This is a genomic window from Sphingomonas epibiotica, from assembly GCF_039615155.1.
Classification (GTDB): Bacteria; Pseudomonadota; Alphaproteobacteria; order Sphingomonadales; family Sphingomonadaceae; genus Sphingomonas.
Map to the genome: position 1 here is coordinate 200,738 of NZ_JBDGHY010000001.1, position 19,785 is coordinate 220,522.

The 19,785-nt window shown below is 67.7% G+C and carries 12 protein-coding genes and 1 tRNA gene; 8 read left to right on the plus strand and 5 right to left on the minus strand.

Annotated features, from left to right (window positions below):
• Positions 1 to 2: 2 nt before the first annotated feature.
• Both AAIO73_RS01025 and AAIO73_RS01030 read left to right on the plus strand, forming a co-directional pair.
• Complete coding sequence (locus AAIO73_RS01025) at positions 3 to 3,374, plus strand: glycosyltransferase (protein ID WP_345875625.1); 3,372 nt, start codon at positions 3 to 5, stop codon at positions 3,372 to 3,374.
• Positions 3,375 to 3,423: 49 nt separating this feature from the next.
• Positions 3,424 to 6,522: a hybrid sensor histidine kinase/response regulator gene (locus AAIO73_RS01030; protein ID WP_345875626.1), complete on the plus strand. Its 3,099-nt coding sequence runs from the start codon at positions 3,424 to 3,426 to the stop codon at positions 6,520 to 6,522.
• Positions 6,523 to 6,681: 159 nt separating this feature from the next.
• Here the strand turns inward: AAIO73_RS01030 and AAIO73_RS01035 are convergent, their stop codons facing one another.
• Complete coding sequence (locus AAIO73_RS01035; protein WP_345875627.1) at positions 6,682 to 7,848, minus strand: LacI family DNA-binding transcriptional regulator; 1,167 nt, start codon at positions 7,846 to 7,848, stop codon at positions 6,682 to 6,684.
• Between the two features lie 18 nt (positions 7,849 to 7,866).
• Between AAIO73_RS01035 and AAIO73_RS01040 the strand changes: the two genes are divergently transcribed.
• The 3 genes from AAIO73_RS01040 to AAIO73_RS01050 all read left to right on the plus strand — a co-directional run bounded on the left by AAIO73_RS01040 (position 7,867) and on the right by AAIO73_RS01050 (position 10,233).
• The gene (locus tag AAIO73_RS01040) at positions 7,867 to 8,235 is read left to right on the plus strand and encodes a hypothetical protein (protein ID WP_345875628.1); all 369 of its coding nucleotides are present in this window, start codon (positions 7,867 to 7,869) and stop codon (positions 8,233 to 8,235) included.
• Positions 8,207 to 8,890, plus strand: a complete 684-nt coding sequence (locus tag AAIO73_RS01045) for a winged helix-turn-helix domain-containing protein (RefSeq protein WP_345875629.1) — start codon at positions 8,207 to 8,209, stop codon at positions 8,888 to 8,890. The genes AAIO73_RS01040 and AAIO73_RS01045 overlap by 29 nt, the downstream gene beginning before the upstream one ends.
• Positions 8,891 to 8,961: 71 nt before the next feature.
• Positions 8,962 to 10,233, plus strand: a complete 1,272-nt coding sequence (locus AAIO73_RS01050) for a sensor histidine kinase (RefSeq protein ID WP_345875630.1) — start codon at positions 8,962 to 8,964, stop codon at positions 10,231 to 10,233.
• 10 nt (positions 10,234 to 10,243) lie between these two features.
• Here AAIO73_RS01050 and AAIO73_RS01055 read toward each other — a convergent pair whose 3' ends face one another.
• Positions 10,244 to 13,546 carry a trifunctional glycoside hydrolase family 18/polysaccharide deacetylase/glycosyltransferase family 2 protein gene (locus AAIO73_RS01055; RefSeq protein ID WP_345875631.1) on the minus strand — a complete coding sequence of 1,101 codons (3,303 nt, stop codon included), beginning with the start codon at positions 13,544 to 13,546 and terminating at the stop codon, positions 10,244 to 10,246.
• Positions 13,547 to 13,717: 171 nt separating this feature from the next.
• Positions 13,718 to 13,807: transfer RNA gene (locus AAIO73_RS01060), tRNA-Ser, on the minus strand.
• A 132-nt stretch (positions 13,808 to 13,939) separates the two neighbouring features.
• Between AAIO73_RS01060 and hspQ the strand changes: the two genes are divergently transcribed.
• The gene (hspQ, locus tag AAIO73_RS01065; RefSeq protein ID WP_345875632.1) at positions 13,940 to 14,314 is read left to right on the plus strand and encodes a heat shock protein HspQ; all 375 of its coding nucleotides are present in this window, start codon (positions 13,940 to 13,942) and stop codon (positions 14,312 to 14,314) included.
• A gap of 7 nt (positions 14,315 to 14,321) precedes the next feature.
• Here the strand turns inward: hspQ and AAIO73_RS01070 are convergent, their stop codons facing one another.
• Positions 14,322 to 16,769, minus strand: a complete 2,448-nt coding sequence (locus AAIO73_RS01070) for a PepSY domain-containing protein (RefSeq protein WP_345875633.1) — start codon at positions 16,767 to 16,769, stop codon at positions 14,322 to 14,324.
• A gap of 85 nt (positions 16,770 to 16,854) precedes the next feature.
• Between AAIO73_RS01070 and AAIO73_RS01075 the strand changes: the two genes are divergently transcribed.
• Positions 16,855 to 19,062, plus strand: coding sequence for a TonB-dependent receptor (locus AAIO73_RS01075; protein WP_526023739.1), 2,208 nt, complete (start codon positions 16,855 to 16,857; stop codon positions 19,060 to 19,062).
• A gap of 39 nt (positions 19,063 to 19,101) precedes the next feature.
• On the plus strand, positions 19,102 to 19,302 hold the full coding sequence (locus AAIO73_RS01080; protein WP_345875634.1) for a hypothetical protein: 201 nt from the start codon (positions 19,102 to 19,104) through the stop codon (positions 19,300 to 19,302).
• Positions 19,303 to 19,335: 33 nt separating this feature from the next.
• Here the strand turns inward: AAIO73_RS01080 and AAIO73_RS01085 are convergent, their stop codons facing one another.
• Positions 19,336 to 19,728, minus strand: a complete 393-nt coding sequence (locus AAIO73_RS01085) for a hypothetical protein (RefSeq protein ID WP_345875635.1) — start codon at positions 19,726 to 19,728, stop codon at positions 19,336 to 19,338.
• Positions 19,729 to 19,785 lie beyond the last annotated feature (57 nt).

The window sequence follows — 19,785 nt, forward strand, 5'->3', positions numbered from 1 at the left end:
GCGTGACACATCCCATCTTCTACGATGCCAGCGGGCGACGTGCCCGGTGGGTGCGTTGGGGCACGGCCTTGGTGGCCGTTGCGATATTGGGGGTCATCGCGCTGGTCGTATCGGCGCTGACGCGGATGCCGCAGCGTGCGGCGCTGGCGCTGCCCGAGGATGCAGCACGTCCGCGCGCGATCGCCGTCGCGCCGGTGAAGACCGCCCCCGGCCCGTGGCTGCCGGCGGGACAGGCGACGGCCCCGGCACGGCATCTGCCGGTGCTCGGCTTCTACATGCCGTGGGACGCGGCGTCGCGGCAGTCGCTGGTCGCCCATGTGGACGAGATCGACTGGTTGGCGCCCGGCCTAGCATCGGTTTCGGGGCGCGATCATCGCTTCGCCTATGAAAGCGACGACTATCTCCACCGTGTGCTGGCACGGGCCAAGCGCCCACCCGCGCTGATCCCGATGGTGCAGAACGCGCGCGAGGACGGCAGCTGGGACGGAACCGGCACCGCTGCGTTGCTGGCCGATGCCGCCGCGCGTCGCCGGTTCGCGGCGCAGATCGAGGCGATGGTCGCGGCGGAGCGGGGCACGGGCGTCATGCTCGACCTCGAAAGCCTGCCCGCGACCGCGCACGCCGATTACCGGCGGTTCCTGTCCGAACTGCGTGCGCGCTTCGCCGGGCGCCATTGGCAGGTGATGATCGCCGCGCCGGTCGCCGACGAGGAATGGGACCTTGGCCGCTACGCCAGAGTCGTCGATCGACAGGTGCTGATGGCCTATGACGAACATTGGATGGGGGGCGAGGCGGGACCGATCGCGTCGCAGCCCTGGTTCGCGCAGGTGGTGGCCGACGCCCTGCGTAGCGCCGGCCCTGGCGCGATCGTCGCGCTCGGCAACTATGGCTATGACTGGACCGGCCGCACGACCGTTCCGCTAAGCGTTGGCGATGCGTGGAACCTGGCGCGGCAGGCCGGCACCGTCCCGCAATTCGACCGGGCGAGCGGCAACTGGCATTTCGCCTATCGCCAGAAGGGGCGCGACCATCGGGTCTGGCTGCTGGATGCGGTGACCGCCGCCAACCAGCTTCGCGCCGCATCGTCGGCGGGTGCGCAGGCCGTGGCGTTGTGGCGGATGGGCAGCGAGGACCCGCATTTCTGGACCGTCGCGCGGACCGGCTCCGCCGCCGGGAGCGAAAGCTTGCCAAAGCCCGCCGGGGTGACGCTGATCGGGCAGGGGGAAGTCTTGCGACTGGATGCCGGCGCGACTGCCGGCCAACGCTCGCTGCGCCACGACGCCAGCGGCATGGTCCGCGCGGCGCAGGTCGATCGTCTGCCCGGACCCGATATCGTGCAGCGGACCGGCGCGCAGCGGCGCATGGTCGCGCTGACCTTCGACGACGGGCCCGATCCGGTCTGGACGCCGAAGATCCTCGACGTGCTGAAGCGTGAGGGTGCCCCCGCCACCTTCTTCGTCACCGGCGCCAATGCGCTGGGGCAGGGGCCGATCCTGCGCCGGATCGTCGACGAGGGGAGCGAACTGGGCAACCACAGCACGTCGCACGCCAACCTGTCGCACCGCACGCCGGAGGCGATCCGGCTGGAACTGACCGCGACCGAACGGCTGGTCGAGGCCTATACCGGCCGCGCGATGCGGCTGTTCCGTCCGCCGTTCCTCGGCGACGCCGATCCCGATCGCGGCGACGAACTGCACGCGACGCGGGTCGGGGCGGAACTCGGCTATCTGACGGTCGGCCTGAACGTCGATCCCCATGACTGGCAAACGCCGTCGCCCGAGCAGATCGTCGCGCGGACGATCGAGCAGGTCGAGGCCGGCACCGCCGATCGCCCGACCCGCATTGTCCTGCTGCACGATTCAGGCGGCGACCGCAGCGGAACGCTGGCGGCGCTGCCCGGTATCATTCGCGGTCTGCGGGCGCGGGGCTATGAACTGGTCGGCGTGTCGCGGCTGGCCGGACTGTCGCGCGATCAGGTGATGCCGGTGCTGAAGGGGGCGCAGGCGAGTGAAGCGGCGAGCGCACGCGGCCTGTTCGGCGGGGTCAGCCTGACCCGCGACCTGCTGATGACCGCGTTCCTGCTGGTGATCGCGATCGGCATCGCGCGGTCGGTGACGCTCGCCGCGCTGGCGCTGCTGGCCGCGCGCCGGGACGGTCCGCCGCCCGCCGCGCCGCATTTGATCCCGACCTCGGTTTCGGTCCTGATCCCGGCGTTCAACGAAGCGCGGGTGATCGAGGCGTCGGTGCGCCGTATCCTTGGCAGCGTCGGCGTACGGATCGACGTGATCGTCATCGACGACGGATCGTCCGACGGCACGTCCGACATCGTGCCGGCCGCGTTCGGCGTCGACCCGCGCGTGCGGCTGCTGACGCTGGCAAATGGCGGGAAGGCGCGTGCGCTCAATGCCGGGTTGCAGATCGCGAGGGGCGATGTGGTCGTCGCCCTCGACGCCGATACCCAATTCGAACCCGATACCATCGTCCGGCTGCTGCGCTGGTTCGCCGATCCGGCGATCGGCGCCGTCGCCGGCAATGCGAAGGTCGGTAACCGCGTGAACCTCATCACCCGCTGGCAGGCGCTCGAATATATCACCGCCCAGAATCTCGAGCGGCGAGCGTTGCATACGTTGGGCGCGGTGACGGTGGTGCCGGGTGCGGTCGGGGCGTGGCGACGCGCGGCGCTCGACGCGGTCGGCGGCTATCCCGACGATACGCTGGCCGAGGATCAGGACCTGACCATCGCCATCCAGCGCGCCGGCTGGCGGGTCGCATGCGACATGGAGGCGATCGCATGGACCGAGGCGCCGGAGACGGCGCGAGCGCTGTTCCGCCAGCGCTATCGCTGGGCCTATGGCACGTTGCAATGCCTGTGGAAGCATCGCGCGATCATCGGGCGGGGGCGGCCGTGTGGGCTGGCAATGCTGGGTTTGCCGCAGGCGCTAATGTTCCAGCTGCTGTTCTCACTTGCAGCGCCGCTGATCGATATCGCCTTGCTCGGCAGCATCGCTACTACCGCCTGGCGGATCGCCGATCGCGGTTGGGATGCGGCGGGCGGTGATGCCGGCTGGGTCGCGCTGCACTGGGCTGCGTTCACCGGCATCGATCTCGCCTGCAGCTGGGTTGCCTATCGTCTGGAAGGACGGGACGAACGCCTGCCCGTGCTTCGCATGCTGGCGCAGCGCTTCGGCTATCGACAGTTGCTCTATGCGGTCGTCCTGCGCGCTGTGACGGCGGCGCTGACCGGGCCGAAGGTGGGCTGGGGCAAGCTGGAGCGCAGCGGGAGTGTCACGACCCCCGACGGTGGTTCGGTAGTGGCACCGATTGGCGCGCATGCCGCTCGGCCGGTCGCAGCCGAGATAGCGGCCGCCGCATGACGCTGTGGCACTTGTTGACACAGCATGTGGGTTGCAGGAGATGTTCGCGATGACCGGACGACACACCAGCAACGTATCGCTGACGCCCGAACTTAAGGGGTTCATCGCCGAGGCGGTGGCGGGCGGCGACTATGCCAATGCCAGCGAGGTCGTCCGCGCCGGTTTGCGTGCGTTGCGCAACGGCGTGGCGGGACGCGGGGTGTTGGCCAAGGACTGGCCGGCGGCGGACGGGAAATGCGCCGCGCTGATCCGGACGCGAAACTGGGCCGACTTCCCGCTCGGAACGCCGGCCGACTGGCCGCCCGAAATGCGCGCGACGATCGCCAACATCGTCAATTCACCGGTCGCCAAGATGCTGATGTGGGGATCGGACCACATCCTGTTCTACAACGACGCCTATCGCACGATCGTCGGCGACCGCCATCCGCAAGTGTTCGCGACCCCGGTGGAGCAGGCATTCCCCGACCAGTGGGAGCATCATCGCACCGTCCTGCCGGCGGCACTGCGTGGGCGAAGCCAGTCGTTTCTCGATCGGACGACCGTTTTTTCCCGCGCAAACGGATCGGAAACGTTCACGCTCGATCTTCATTACACGCCGGTGGTCGACGGCCGCGGAGTGGCCGGCGGGGTACTTTGCACGGTCGTCGACAATAGCGCACGCAAGGCGATCGAATCGCGACTGGCGGCGAGCGAAGCCGAACTGCGTCGCATCGCCGACGCCGTGCCGATGCTCGTATCCTATATCGACTCCGATCATCGCTACCGCTTCACGAACGCGCATTACGAACGCTGGTTCGGGGGCGAGCCGGATGCGATGGTCGGCCGCCATATCTGTGACGTGATCGGCGAGGAAATGTATCGCGACCGCCGGGCCGATATCGACAGGGCGTTGACCGGCGAGCCGGTAATCGGCGAAACGGTGTTGCATCATCAGGCGCTCGGCCCCCGCGCGGTGGAGATCCGGTACGTCCCGCATCAGGATGACACCGGCGAGACGGTCGGCGCCTATATCCTCGGGATCGACATCACCGAACGCGCCCGCGACGCCGCCGCGATCAGGGCGAGCAATGCGCGCTTCCGCACCGCGATGCAGGCCGTGCACGGTGTGTTGTGGACCAACAGCGCGGATGGCCGGATGGTCGGCGAACAGCCCGGCTGGGCGGCGCTGACCGGTCAGTCGTACGACGAATATCAGGATTTCGGCTGGGCATCGGCGGTCCATCCCGACGATGCGCGGGGGTCGGTCGATGCGTGGAACATAGCCGTCGCCGCGCGAAGCATGTTCGTCCACGAACATCGCGTCCGGCGGCGCGACGGCGAATGGCGGACCTTCGCCATCCGTGCGCTGCCGATCCTCGACGGCGCGGGCGAGATCACCGAATGGGTCGGGGTCCATACCGACATCTCGCACCGTCGGGCGGCGGAGGCGGCGCTGCGCGAGCAGGCCGACGATCTCGCCCAGCAGGTCCGGCATCGCGAACGCGCCGAGGAACAGCTCCGTAGCCTTAACGAAACGCTCGAAAGCCGGGTCATCGCCGAAATCGCCGAACGCCGTCAGGCCGAGGCGCAACTGGCACAGGCGCAGAAGATGGAGACCGTCGGCAAGCTGACCGGCGGGGTCGCGCATGATTTCAACAATCTGCTGCAGGTGGTCGGCGGCAATCTGCAATTGCTGGCTCGCGATGTGGTCGGCAACGCAAAGGCCGAACGCCGCGTTGAAAATGCCATGGCTGGCGTCTCGCGCGGCGCGCGGCTGGCCAGTCAGTTGCTCGCGTTTGGGCGGCGACAGGCGCTTGAGCCAAAGGTGGTCAACGTCACCCGCTTCGTGCAGGGCATGGACGACATGCTGCGCCGGGCGATCGGCGAAGCGATCGAGATCGAGACCGTCTTTGCCGGCGGCCTTTGGAATACGTTCATCGATCCCGGCCAGATCGAGAATGCGCTGCTGAACCTCGCCATTAATGCCCGTGATGCGATGGACGGGCGTGGTAAGCTCACCATCGAACTGGCCAACGCGCATCTCGACGACGCCTATGCCCGTACGCACGAAGAAGTGGTGCCGGGGCAATATGTGATGCTGGCGGTGACCGATACCGGCAGCGGCATGGCGCCCGACGTGGTCGAACGCGTGTTCGAGCCGTTCTTCTCGACCAAGCCCGAGGGCAAGGGGTCGGGGCTGGGGCTGTCGATGGTGTATGGCTTCGTCAAACAGTCGGGCGGCCACGTAAAAATCTATTCGGAGATCGGGCACGGCACGTCGATCAAGCTGTACCTGCCGCGTGCGATGCAGTCCGAGGATATCGAGGTGCAGGTCGATAGCGGCCCGGTACGCGGTGGGAGCGAGACGGTGCTTGTCGTCGAGGATGACGAGGAAGTCCGCGCGACTGTGGTCGAGATGCTCCGCGACCTTGGCTATCGCGTCCTCAAGGCGTCCGATGCCGCCAGCGGGTTGGCGGTGATCGAAAGCGGGGTGCCGATCGACCTGCTGTTCACAGATGTCGTCATGCCGGGTACGCTCAAAAGCCCCGAAATGGCCCGCAAGGCGCGCGAGCGGCTGCCCGGCATCGCGGTCCTGTTCACCAGCGGTTATACCGAGAATTCAATCGTCCACGGCGGGCGGCTCGACAAGGGTGTCGAGCTGCTGTCCAAACCCTATACGCGTGAGGCGCTGGCGCGGAAAATCCGCCATGTCCTGTCGAACCAGCAGCAGCGCAACCTTGCGACGTCGCAGTCGCTCGACAGCCGGCCGGCCGCGATCACTACGCCGGCAACGCTGCGGCGTACGATCCTGTTGGTCGAGGATGACGGTCTGATCCGCACCAACAGCGCCGAAATGCTGGAGGAAGCCGGGTTCGTCGTGCTGGAAGCGGCCAGCGCGGAGGAGGCGATTACCGCGCTGCAGACGGCGCCGGTCGATATCCTCATCACCGACGTCAACCTGCCCGGCGCGTCGGGTCGCGAACTGGCACAGCGTACGCGTACTCTCCGCCCCGACGCGCTGGTCGTATTCGCGACCGGCGATCCCGGGGCGGTCGCCGACGAAGCTGATGCGACCGTCCTTGCCAAACCCTATACCCGTGGTGCGCTGCTGTTGGCGGTGCGCAAGCGCGAGGTGGCGCGGGCCGCGATCGAGAAGCGGGACGCCTAGAACGGGATGACGTGAAGCCGACCCGTTCGTCCTGAGTAGCCATTGAGCCTGTCGAAATGGCGTATCGAAGGACCCTTGGCGGCGGGTGCTTCGATACGGGTCTTCGACTTTGCTCAGCCCCTACTCCGCACAAACGGTTCTATCTGCTGTCATCGTGTTCTACGCGTTCGGTGCGACCGTCACGGAGTCGCGCTCGATAAGGTGGTGTTCGTGTTCGACGCTGGCCGGCACCTGCGCGCCGGCGAGCTGGTCGAGCAGCAGCGTGGTCGCGCTGACCGCCATATCGAACACCGGTTGCCGCATCGTGGTGATCCGGGGCCAGGTAATGCGGGCGATCTCCGAATCGTCGAACCCGACGATCGACAGCTTGCCGGGCACGTCGATCCCCGCCTCGCGCGCTGCCATCAGCGCGCCGACCGCCATGTCGTCATTCTGCGCGAGGATCGCGGTCGGCCGGTCGCGACGCGCCAGCAAGGTCTGCGCCGCCGCGAAGCCGGAGTCGAATGTGAACAGGCCGTCGATTACCAGATCCGGGTCGATCGGCTGCCCCACCGCTGCGAACGCCTGCTGATAGCCGGTCATGCGCGCCTCGGCCGCGGCGTGGGTCGGGTCGCCCTTGATGATGCCGATCCGCCGGTGCCCCTGGTTGAGCACTAGTGCGGCCACTTCGCACGCGGCGACGACATCGTCGACGACCACGCCCGGCGTCAGTTCGGGCCAGCGGGTCGGCGCGATCCGTGCGAACGGCATGCCGATCGCGGTCAGCTCGTCGAGGATGCGGCGGCTGTCCGATGCCGGCGGGGCCAGCACGACGCCGTCGACCGCCGCCGATCGCAGCAGCCCGACCACCTCGTCGGCATGGTCTATGACCGATCGGACCGGCAGCACGACCAGCCGGTAGCGTTCGCCGCGCAGCCGGTCGAGCACGCCCATCTGCAGGTCGACGACATAGCTGGGCGAAGGGTTTTCATAGACCAGCCCGATCAGGTGCGAGCGCTGCCGCGCCAGCCCCTGCGCCATGATATTGGGGTGATAGTCGAGCGTGCGCACCGCTTCGCGCACTCGGTCGCGCACCGCATCGGTGACGTGCGGCTCGCCGTTCAACACGCGCGAGACGGTCTTGGTCGAAACGCCTGCATGGCGTGCGACGTCGACGATGGTGATGCGCCGCGGCGGACGCGACCGGGGTGGTTGCATATTCGCATCACCGCCACGCCCCTGCGCCCATGTCAATCGCAACATGACCGGGTCTTCATCTGTCGCCCATCGTCCGGTCGGCACGTCGCCGGCATGATGGAACGCGAGGAGGCGCAGATGCCGGTTCACGACGCACCCCGTTTAGGTTTGGCCCGCGGCCTGGTGCTGGGCGCCGCGGCGGCGGTCGCGCTGCTGACGGCGGGTTGGTGCGGGGCATTTGCCGATGCGGGGGGCGTCGCTGCCGCTGGCGCGACGCTGGCACCGCAGGCCGCATCCGGCGGATGGGTCGTCACCAGCCTGCGCACCGATGGCGCGGCAGCCCGGTCCGGCCTGCACGTCGGCGATGTGATCGACGCCGTCGGCGACCATGCGCCCGGCATCGCCGATTTTCCCGACCATGCGACCGGCCCCGTGCTGCTGCATGTGGCGGCAAGGGGTGACGTCGGTGCCCACTCGCTGATATTGCGGGCGGCGGAGGTGGCGTCACGTGAAGATCCTGATCGTCGAGGACGATGAAGAAACTGCAGCCTATATCGGCAAGGGGCTGACCGAAGCGGGCTTCGTCGTCGATCGCGCCGCCAATGGCCGCGACGGGCTGTTCCACGCCATCGACGGCGGCTACGACTGTATCGTCATGGACCGGATGCTTCCGCAGATGGACGGCATGGCGACGATCGCCGCGATGCGCGCGGCGGGGGTGACGACGCCGGTCCTGATCCTGTCGGCGATGGGTTCACCCGACGACCGGGTGGCGGGGCTGACCCAGGGCGCCGACGATTATCTGACCAAGCCGTTCGTCTTTGCCGAATTGCTGGCGCGGGTGCGACTGCTGACCCGGCGACACCCTGCCGGCGGTCCGGCGGCGGAAACGGTGCTGACCTGCGACGATCTGGAGATGGACCTGCTGGCGCGTCGGGTGCGGCGCGGCGCGCGGGTCATCGACCTGCAACCGCGCGAGTTCCGGCTGCTCGAATATTTGATGCGCCACGCCGGACAGGTCGTCACCCGCACGATGCTGCTGGAGGGGGTATGGGATTATCATTTCGATCCCGGCAGCAACGTGACCGACGTGCATATCAGCCGCCTGCGCCGCAAAATCGACGATGGGGAGGAGCGCCGGCTGCTCCATACGGTACGCGGCTCGGGCTATAAGCTGGGGGTCGAGTCCTGAAGCTGCTGACCCGGTCGGCGACGCTGCGCTTCGCGGCGCTGGTCTTCGCGTTGCAGCTGGCGGGGGCGGCGGTGACGTTGCTGACCGTCCGGACCGTGACCGAAACCCGATTGACCGCCAGTGCGACCGATGAGGCTCAGCGGCTGCGCGCGACGCTGCTGGAGGCATGGGCATCCGGGGGCGTCGCGGGTCTGCGCAAGGGTGCCGAGGCGCGGCTCGATCGCAGCGACCGGCCGCAATCGGTGGTGCTGGTGTCGGCGCGCGACGGGGTGACGCTGGCCGGCAATGTCGGTGCCTGGCCCCCCAATGTGACGCCCGGCCCGCCGGCCACGATCGAGCTGTTCCGCATCCGCCGCGACCGCCCTGAATCGATGCGCGTGATCGGTACGGTCCTGCCCGACGGCACCCGCCTGTTGACGGGTCACGTGATCGAGGGCGAGCGCGCGTTCGTCGGCGCGATGGAGATGGCGATGGTCGCCGCCATGCTGGTCGCGCTGGTGCTGGCGGGGCTGGCCGGGTGGGTCGCGGCCCAGATTATCGCGCGGCGGCTGCGACGAACGGTCGATACCGTCGCGGCGGTCGCCGGCGGCGATCTCGACCGGCGCGTCCCGCTGGAGGGCGGTGGCGATGCGTTCGAGGATCTCGGGCGATCGGTGAATGCCATGCTCGACCGGATCGCGTCGCTGGTCGGCGAATTGAAGATGGCGACCGATGCGCTGGCGCACGACCTACGCTCCCCGCTGACCCGCTTGCGCGCGACGCTGGAACGCGCATTGGCGGCGGCGGATAGCGAGGATGCCAGGGTCGCCGTTCTACGGGGAATGGAGGAAGGCGAGCGGTTGCTGAGCATGCTCGATACCGCGCTGCGCATCACCCGGGCAGAGGCGGGAATCGGTCGCGACGCCTTCACTTCGACCGATCTGACCGAATTGCTGGCCGACCTCGCCGACCTGTTCGAACCGCTGGCGGAGGACCGCGGACTGGCGATCGCGGTCACGCCGTCCGCCGCGGTAATCGCCACCGTCCACCGCGAGATGATCGGACAGGCGGTGTCAAACCTGGTCGATAACGCGCTGAAATATGGTGCAGGAACCATCCGGCTGTCGATAGAGGACGAAGGCGGCGGCGTCGCGATCATCGTCCGCGACGACGGACCCGGTATTCCGGCGGATCGCCGGGTGGCTGCGCTGCAACGCTTCGGCCGGCTCGATCCGTCGCGGCACGAAAGCGGGGCGGGGCTCGGCCTGTCGCTGGTCGCTGCGGTCGCCCGGCTGCACGGCGGGACGATAGAACTCGCCGACAATCATCCCGGACTGATCGTCCGACTGACCGTTCCCCGCTGATCGTCCGGCATCAGGCCGCTGCCTGCACGCTGCCGGTCCGTTCCAGCTTGCCCCATCCGACCACGAACCCGCCGATTGCCGAAGCGATTGCGCGCAGCACGACCCAATACATGATCTGACGATAGACCAGCCGCTGCGCGACCAGCAGGTGCGCCGGATAGCGCGCCTTGTTCCCGTCGAGCCGATACGCCACCCAGCCGCACGCCACGTCGATCGCGGTGAAGCACAGCCAGTACAGCCCCATTTGCGACACGTCGCCGCTCGTCTGTGCCCAGCCATGCTGCGCCACCCGCACCGCCGTACCGACGATCGACAGCAGCAGCGCCAGGTCGATCAGCGGCGACGCGGCGGCAAAGGCGATCTGGAACAGCCACGCCTGCGGCAGCCCGATCCGTGCCAGCCCCGCGGGCTTGCCGCTGCGCAGGATCGCGCGGTGCTTCCACAGGCATTGCAGCGTCCCGAACGCCCAGCGATAGCGCTGCTTGGCCAAAGCCTTGAACGTTTCCGGCGCTTCGGTCCACGCGATGGGATTCGGATCATAGGTCACGCGCCACCCGGCCCGCTGTATCGCAATGGTCAGGTCCTGATCCTCAGCCAGCGTATCCTCCGGATAGCCGCCGACCGCATCCAGCGCCGCGCGCCGCCATGCGCCGACCGCGCCCGGCACCACCGTCATGGCGTCGAACCCGGCCAGCGCGCGGCGTTCGAGATTCTGCGCGGTAATATATTCGACCGCCTGCCACCGGGTGACGAGGTTCACCCGGTTGCCGACCCGCGCATCGCCCGCCACCGCACCCAACGCCGGGTCTTCGAACCAGCGCGCCAGCCGGGCGATCGTCGTCGGCTCGAACTGGGTATCGGCATCAAGGGCGATGATGATGTCGCCATCGGCCTGCAGCAACGCACGGTTGAGCGCCGCCGCCTTACCGCCATTGACCAGCGTCAGCAGCGTGACGCGCGGGTCGGCATCGAACCGGGCGCGGACCACCGCGCTCGTGCCGTCCTTCGACCCGTCATCGGCGACGATCACCTGCAATCCCGGATAGTCGCTCGCCAAGACTCGCGCGACCGAATCGGCGATCACCCGTTCCTCGTTATAGGCGGGAATGATGACTGTGACGCTCGGCTGGAACACCGGGGGCGTCGGCCGTTCGCGCCGCGACTGGAACCATGCCAAAGCGGCCAGCAGCACCGCCCGCGCCATGCCGAGCGCGATGGCGAGGTAGAACAGCCATGCCAGCATTACCGAGATCGCCGCGATGACGATGAAGATCGCGACGTCGGTCCGCACCGCCGCCAGATCGCGCCCGGTCACCGCCGGCATCGCGACCGCGCGCGGTACCCCGACCAGTGCGGACGCGGTGACGAAATGATAGCCCTTCGCCTTCAGGGCAGAGATGATCTGCGGCAGCGCCGCCACCGTCTGCGCCCGGTCGCCGCCGCCATCGTGGAGCAGCACGACGTTGCGCGAACTGTCGGCGCTGGCACCCTCGACCTGCTCGACCACCTGCCGCACGATCGCGTCGGTGCCCGGTCGCTGCCAGTCATTGGGATCAACGTGCAGCCCGACCACCGTATAGCCCAGATCCTGCGCCAGCAGCGCCGGCGCGATTTCGTCCATCGTCGTCGGTTCGGCATCCCCGAAATAGGGGGCACGGAACAGCGTCGTCGACCGCCCGGTATAGGCTTCGATCAGCCGCTGCGTGGCGTTCAGTTCCAGCGTCGTCGTCCGCTCGCCCGTCGTCGCCAGATTGGGGTGGGTATAGCTGTGGTTGCCGATCTCGTCGCCGTCGCGGATGATCCGCTGCAACAGCCCGGGATGTTCGATCGCATTCTCGCCGACCACGAAGAAGGTCGCCGGGACGTGCGCCGCCTCCAGCGCGTCGAGGATTGGCGGCGTCCATGTCGCGTCCGGCCCGTCGTCGAAGGTCAGCGCGATCGCCTTCGGATCGGCCGCCCCGGTTCGTTGCACGACATAAGGTGTCGGCAGCGCGACATGGGCTTCGTCGGCGATCATGCCGTTACGGTCGAAGCTGACGCTGCGCGCGCCCGGCGTCGGCCGTGCGGTGATGCGCAGCACCTCGCCGCTACCCTCGACATCGACGTTCAGCGCCGATTGCAACCGGGTGATGCGCGGCACGCGATCGACGGTGCGATAGGCGGTCAGGTCGTTCCAGAATCCGGCATCCTCGCTGCCCAGCCGCCACATCGCGACCGCATCGACTCCCATCCGCCGGAGCGCCGCCATCTGGTTCCAGCACGTCGCCGCATCCAGCATCCACACCTGATGCCGGCTGCCGCGCTCGTCCTGATAGGCGAAACCGGCATTGCCGCTCGCCCGGTCGAAGCCGATCGCCGCCGCCGAATCATGCGCGGCCAGCCACGCCTCCTCGATCGACAGCGCGTCGGCACTGCCGTCGTGCCAGTCATAGGCATAGCTGCCGAGTGCAACGACCAGCTTGTCACGACCGACCTGTCGCAGCGCGCTTTCGACCTGCCCGACGAACCATGGTTGCGACGCGATCGGCCCGGCCGATCCGCTCTCCCAATGTTCGTCATACGCCATCAGAATGACGCGGTCGGTGGCGCGGGCCAGGTCGGCCAGCCGCCAGTCGGGATCGCCCGCCGGCGCCGTCACCGCCAGCACCGCATCCTTTGGCAGTGCCGCGTTCAACTGCGCCAGAAACGCCGGATAGCGGGCGACGGCGGCGGCTGGCAGGCTTTCATAGTCCATCACCAGCCCCGCGGCATGGCGCGCACGGACATAGCCCGCCAGTTGCGCGATCAGCGCTGCGCGCGCCGCCGGATCGGCCAGCATCTTCGCCGCACCGGCACCGTCCCAGTCGGAATCGGTCAGGTTCTGCACCATCGGCAGCAGCTTGGGCGCGTGGCGCGCGCCGGCCAGCACCTGTTCCAGCCGCGGATCGTCGGTCGCCCGCATCTGCGTCCCCACGACGCTGACGAACGCCGGAACCACCCAGTCGAGCGTATCGATATGGCGTTGCAGCGATGCGATCCCGCCCGCCGTATCCGGGGCATAGAAACCGATCGTCAGCGGCGTGCCGCCGACCTTGGGCGAACTGGTACGCGGCAACCAGCGGCCGTGCCGCGCCGTCTTGTCGACGCGCGGCGCAAACGCCTCACCGTGCCGCCGGGCGAAGGGCAGGGGGATGCCGAGCGTCCGCGGCGTGGCGACCAGCGTCGTCGCAAAGGCGATCGCCGCCGCGATCACCGCGAGGATCAGCAACGCGACGCCGCGCCGTGCCCAGATACTCCGGCGGCCGGTAGGATCGAAGAATATTGGCTTGCTCACACGGTCGACCCTGGCTGCACCGACCGAACGCTACGGTCATCGACCGCCGCCTAGTCGAACGGGTCGGGCGGGGCGGTGAGCGCGCGATGAACTTTTGGTCATGGCGCAAGGCGCGGACGCACGGCCTGCCGCGAAAGCGTCACGCACTGCATCTATCGCGATGGGAGGAAGTGGCGGAGAGGGAGGGATTCGAACCCTCGGTACCCGTAAAGGCACGCCGCATTTCGAGTGCGGTACAATCGACCACTCTGCCACCTCTCCGCAGAGGTTTCTCGCTCCATGCCGCAGGTCAGCGCGGCACGGTGGTCAGCGAGGGCGGTCGGTTAGCCCAAGGATTCGAGAGTTGCAAGCGCCTCCTTGCTGCAATCGCACATCGGACCTAGATTATTTCGTATGAAGGCCCCGTCCTCCCCCCCGCTCGACCGCGGCACGCCGTTGCCGCCGGTCGCCCATGCCCGTTTCTCGATCGGCGACGTGGTGCGCCATCGCCTGTTCGACTTTCGCGGGGTCGTGTTCGATATCGATCCGATCTTCGCCAATAGCGAGGAATGGTATCAGTCGATCCCGGCCGAGGCCCGCCCGCGCAAGGATCAGCCCTTCTACCACCTGCTCGCCGAAAATGCCGATGCGAGCTACGTCGCCTATGTCAGCCAGCAGAATCTAATCGCCGACGACAGCGAGGAACCGGTCGACCATCCGGCGATCACCGGTCTGTTCGACGATTATGCCGATGGGCGCTACCGATTGCGGCGCGAGCACCGCCACTGATCGCCGCTCAATAGATATCGCGGCGGTACCGACCGTCGGCCAGCATCGCCTCGACCGTCGCATCGCCAAGGATCGTCGTGAGGGCCGCATGGACGGCGGGCGCCATGCCCTGCACGCTGCCGCAGACATAGATCGCTGCCCCGCCCGCGACCGCCTGCGCGATCGCCGCTGCATCCGCCGCGACCGCGTCCTGGACATAGCGATGGCCGCCCGGATCGCGTGACCAGGTGGTGACCGATCGGGTCAGGACTCCGCGCTCGATCAGCGCACGCCGTTCCGCTGCATGGAAGTCGTCGTGCGCTGCCTGTCGCTCGCCCCAATAGAGCGCTACCGGCCCGCCGCCGCCGGCCGCGCGATGACGGAGATGGGCGAGCAGTCCGGCCAGCCCGGTGCCATTCCCGATCAGGATCAGCGGCGTGGCGGGGTCCTGCGGCGGGTGGAAGGCGGGATTGGCGCGCACCCGTGCCTGCACGATCCCGCCGACCGGCGCGCCGTTGCACAGCCAGCCCGACCCCAGACCGTCGAAGCCGTCGGCGGCCGGGCACCGCCGCACGATCAGTTCGACCCGGCCTGAAGCCGCAATCGAGGCGATCGAATATTCGCGGTGGCCAGGCGGCATCAACGCGGCGATCCCGGCTTCCGGTTGTTCGGGCAGGATGCGCGTCATCAGCCACGCCCGGGTCTCCGCCGTGTCGTCGATCCCGTTTGCCGCGATGAAGGCAGCGACGCGGCGGGCATCCTGCTGCGGCAGGATCTCGACGATGTCGCCCGGCATCCAGTCGGCGTTCGCGCCGACCGGTTCGAGCGCGACATGCCATGCTTCTCCCCCGCTGCTGCCGGGATTGAGCAACTGTCGTTCGACCAGCCGCCAGTCGCCCATCGCCGCCGGTGCCCAGTCGGGTTGATCGGTCCGCCCGCCCAGACCCGCCAGTTGCCGCTGCCAATGGCGCTGGGCGTCGGCATCCTCGCCATCGGCCTCGACCACATCGAAAAGCCGGATGGCGCCGCTATCGTGCAGCCAGCGGTCGAGGCGGTGGCCGAATGCGCAGAAATCGGCATATTCACGGTCGCCCAGCGCCATCACCGCATATTCGAGGTGCGACAGGTCCGGCGCCGTTCCGTCGAGCGTCCGGGCAAAGGCGCGTGCCGCGTCGGGCGGCTCCCCCTCACCATAGGTGCTGGCAACCACGAACAGTCGCTCGACCCGCGCCAGCGCGGCATCGTCCAGTGCGGCGATCGGCAGCGCGGTGGCGGCAGGCAGGGCTTTGGCGGTCAGTCGCGCAATGCGCTCGGCCGATCCGGTCTGGCTGGCATAGGCGACCAACGTCGTCGCCTGCGCCACCGGCACCTCGGGCGTGTCGGTCACGACTTCCGCCAACGCCGCCTTGCGCCGCCGCCGTGCGAAATACAGCAGCAAGCCGGTAATGGTGAACAACGGCATCGTCAGACTGCTCAGCAGGATCGCGATCCGACCGGCGATCCCGAAATAAGCGCCACGATGCAGTTCATACACGCTGGTGACGATATCCTCGCCCAGCGTTCGCGCCGCATAGGGTGTCGCGGACACCACCGCGCCGTTGATGCCGTCGATGGTGAGTTCGTCGCTGACCCGGTCATGGCGCGCATCGGGCAGCCTCGCGCGGAACTGCACCTGATCGTCGCGGACGCTGGCGACAATACGGTCATAGTGACGACCCTCGGTCGCGCGTTCGAAACCGCGCCATGCCAATGTCAGGTCGGCCTTCGCCCCCTTTGCGGGACCGGTCCGCTCGGCGGGTGCCTCGGCCACCAGCATCGCCTTTACCCCGTCGCGATACCAGTCATAGGACCACCACAGCCCGGTCAGACCGCTGACAAGGTAGAAGATGAGCACCCAGCCGCCGACCACGGCATGCAGCGCGCGATACAGGTTGCGTCCGGTCTTCTTGAGGTCGAGTACGAACCAGTTGCGCCAGTCGAGCGGGCGTTTCGGCCAGCGTAGATACAGTCCTGACAATGCGAAATAGATCAACGCGATCGCCGAAAAGCCGGTGATCTGCCGCCCCCACCCGTCGCCGCCATCGGGCAGCGCCAGCCAGCGGTGCAGATCCTCCATCACCTCGAACACGCCGCTGCCGCGCAATTCGCCCGTCAGTCGCCCGGTCGCCGGGTCGATCCGTTCGACATGGCGTTCCTTCGATCCGGGCAGCGTATAGCCGACCAGCGTCGGCTCGCTCGAATCGGCCGGCACGGTCAGTCGGGTGATCGCCGCACCCGGCTTCTGCGCCGCAAAACGCTCGATCAGTACCGGTCCCGACAGCCGCGTACCCGACGCGACCGGCTGGTCGCGGTTCAGCGCCGCAAGAATTTCCGGTTCGAAACTGAGTGATGCCCCGGTCACCCCCATCACCGCCAGCACCAGCCCCGCGGTGATGCCGAGGAACCAGTGAAGCTGGAAAAGCACGGTACGGGTCATCGACGGTTCGCATATCTGGGGTTGCTATTGATAATTGATCGCGATAGCGGGCGCAGCGATACAGGTCAATCGTTGCGCAGGGGGAATGATGATGACGTCGAGATTGGGACGTTCGTACTGGTTGATCGGGACGGCGGTTGTCGCGCTGGTACCGCAAGCGGCATTGGCGCAGCAGGACGTGCCCGCCGCCAGCGACGAATCGTCGGACGACGACATCGTCATCACCGCCGCGCGCACCATCCTGCCGCCCAACGCCCTGCCGCTGACCATTGACCTGATCGACAAGCAGGCGCTCGACCAGCAGATCGCGATTTCCGGCAGCGTCACCGATGCCGTCGCAACGCTGACGCCGAGCTTCTCTCCGACCCGCGGCAAGTTGTCGGGGGCGGGCGAGACGTTGCGCGGCCGTTCGCCGCTCTATGCGATCAACGGCATTCCACAGACGACGCCGCTGCGCGACGGCAGCCGGGACGGTTTCACCATCGACGGTTTCTTCATCGACCGCGTTGAACTGATCTACGGATCGAACGCCTTGCAGGGCGTCGGCGGGACCGGCGGCATCGTCAATCAAGTGACGGTCGGTGCGCCCCGACAGGATGGCGTCAGCGGCCGCGCAATGGCGCAGGGCACAAGCGCCGACGGCTTCGAGAAGGACGGGTTTGGCGGCAAGGTGGCCGGCTTGGTCCAGTATAAGGTCGGGCGGTTCGATGCGACGGTCGGCGCCAGCTACGAACGGCGTGGCGCGTTCTACGATGCGCAGGACCGTCGCATCGGGGTCAACCTGACGCAGGGCGAGACGCAGGACTCCCGCGCCACCGATTTCTTCGCGCGGCTGGGGCTGGAGGTCGGCACGACCGGACGGCTCGACCTGATCGCCAACCGCTACGAACTGAACGGCGACGGCGATTATGTCGCGACTGCCGGCAACCGTCGCACCGGCCTGCCGACCAGCGCGGTGCGTGGCGACCCGCCGGGCAAGCCCGCCGCCAACCGGGCCGAGGCACTGTCGCTTTCCTATACCGACAGCGACCTGTTCGGCGGCAACCTCGTCACCCAGCTCTTCTTCAATCGCACCCACGATACGTTCGGCGGCGAGGTGACGATTGTCCCGACCTTTCAGGACCCGTCGCTGGCCCCGGTCGGCACGCTGTTCGACCAGTCCGAAAACCGCTCGCGCAAATTGGGGGCGAAGGCCAGCTACGAACGTGCACTGCCGGGGTTAGAGGCACTGGTCGCGACGATCGGGTTCGATGCGCTGTTCGACAAGACCGAACAGCGGCTGATCGCAACCGACCGCATTTGGGTACCGCCGGCGGACTTCCGCAGCCTGGCGCCGTTCGCGCAGGCCAATCTGAAGCTGTTCGATGGCGTCGTCCGCCTCGCCGGCGGCGCGCGTTGGGAGAATGTGCAGATCCGCATCGACGATTTCCGCACGCTCGCCTCCAACACCTATGACGGTCGCAACGCGGCAAGCTATGGCGGCGTTGCAGTGACCGGCGGCACCCCGAAATTCAGCGACCTGCTGTTCAACGGCGGCGCGATCGTCGAGCCGGTCGCTGGCGTGCGCGCCTATGCCAGCTATGCTCAGGGGTTCACCATGGCCGATATCGGCCGCATCACCCGCGCCATCGCCACCCCCAATGTCCGGCTCGACGGCTTCCTCGATATCCAGCCGGTCGTGTCGAACAATCGTGAGGTCGGGGTCGAGGTGAAGCGTGGACCGGTCGACGCCAGCACCACCTATTTCTGGTCGTCGAGCGACCGCGGCCAGTTGCTGATCGCGCAGGGCAACGGCATTTTCGAGGTCCAGCGCCAGCGGGTCGAGATCGAGGGGCTGGAGATCAGCCTGACGGTGCAGACACCGCTGCCCGGCCTGCGCGTATCGACCGGCTATGCCCATATCCTCGGCCGCTACGACAGCGATCGTGCACCAGGTGACGGCGTGGTCGACACCGATCTTGACGGGACCAACATCTCGCCCGACCGCCTGAACCTCGCCGCCGACTTCGCGCGCGGGCCGCTGACCGCGCGGGTGCAGACGCAATTCTACCTGTCACGCAATTTCCGGGGGAAGGCGAATCCCAATCCCGAAAATAATTTCAACGGCTACGACGTGACCGACGCGCAACTTCGCTATCAGACGAAATTCGGCGGACTGTCGCTCAGTGCGCAGAATATCTTCGACCGCTTCTATATCGACTATAACAGCGACACTCGCTTGCCGACCGACAATTTCGCCTTCTTCGCCGGGCGCGGACGGACGTTCACCCTGGGGTGGGATGTGCGTTTCTGAACTGGACAGGCGGGCCGGGCGGCGGCTACCCGCCTGGCCATGCCTATCACTGCTACGATCATGAATTCGACCACCGGTCAGCCGATCCAGAAGATGACCTTCGGCCGCATGCCCAAGCCATGGGCGTCGTTCAATCTTGAAACCGGCGAACTGGTCACCGCCGACCGCGTCGATGTCGGCAAGCCCGCGCCGGGCAAGGTAGTGGTTCCGGTATCGGTATGGGTCACGCCCAAGAAATAACCCCTCCCGACATTGCCAGGAGGGGCTGGTAGCTCAACCGCAGACGCGGCGGCCGTTGCGGATCACGTAGCGGCACGGGCCACGATATTGGACGCCCATCGCCGCGGCTTCGCGTGACCCGCCATAGATGATCCGCTCGCCGCGATACCCATAGCGATCGCGGCGGCCATCCCAGCGGCGATCGTCCCCGCGCCGGCGGTCGTTCCACGCCCGGCGATTGTCCCAGCCGCGCCGGTCGTTCCATCCACGTCGGTCGTCCCAGTGGCGGCGATCGTCCCAGCGGCGGCGGTCATGGTCGCGCGCACGCGGGCCATCGTCATGCCGGTGCGCGTGATGACGCGGCTGCGCATCCGCGACGGCGGGAACGGCGGTCAACCCGGCAAGTGTCAGGCCGACCCCGGCAAAGAACTGCATCAACTGCTTCATATCGGTTCCTCTCTGTCCCTGTCCTGCGCCGGTCCGGGTGAACCGACGCTGGACGGC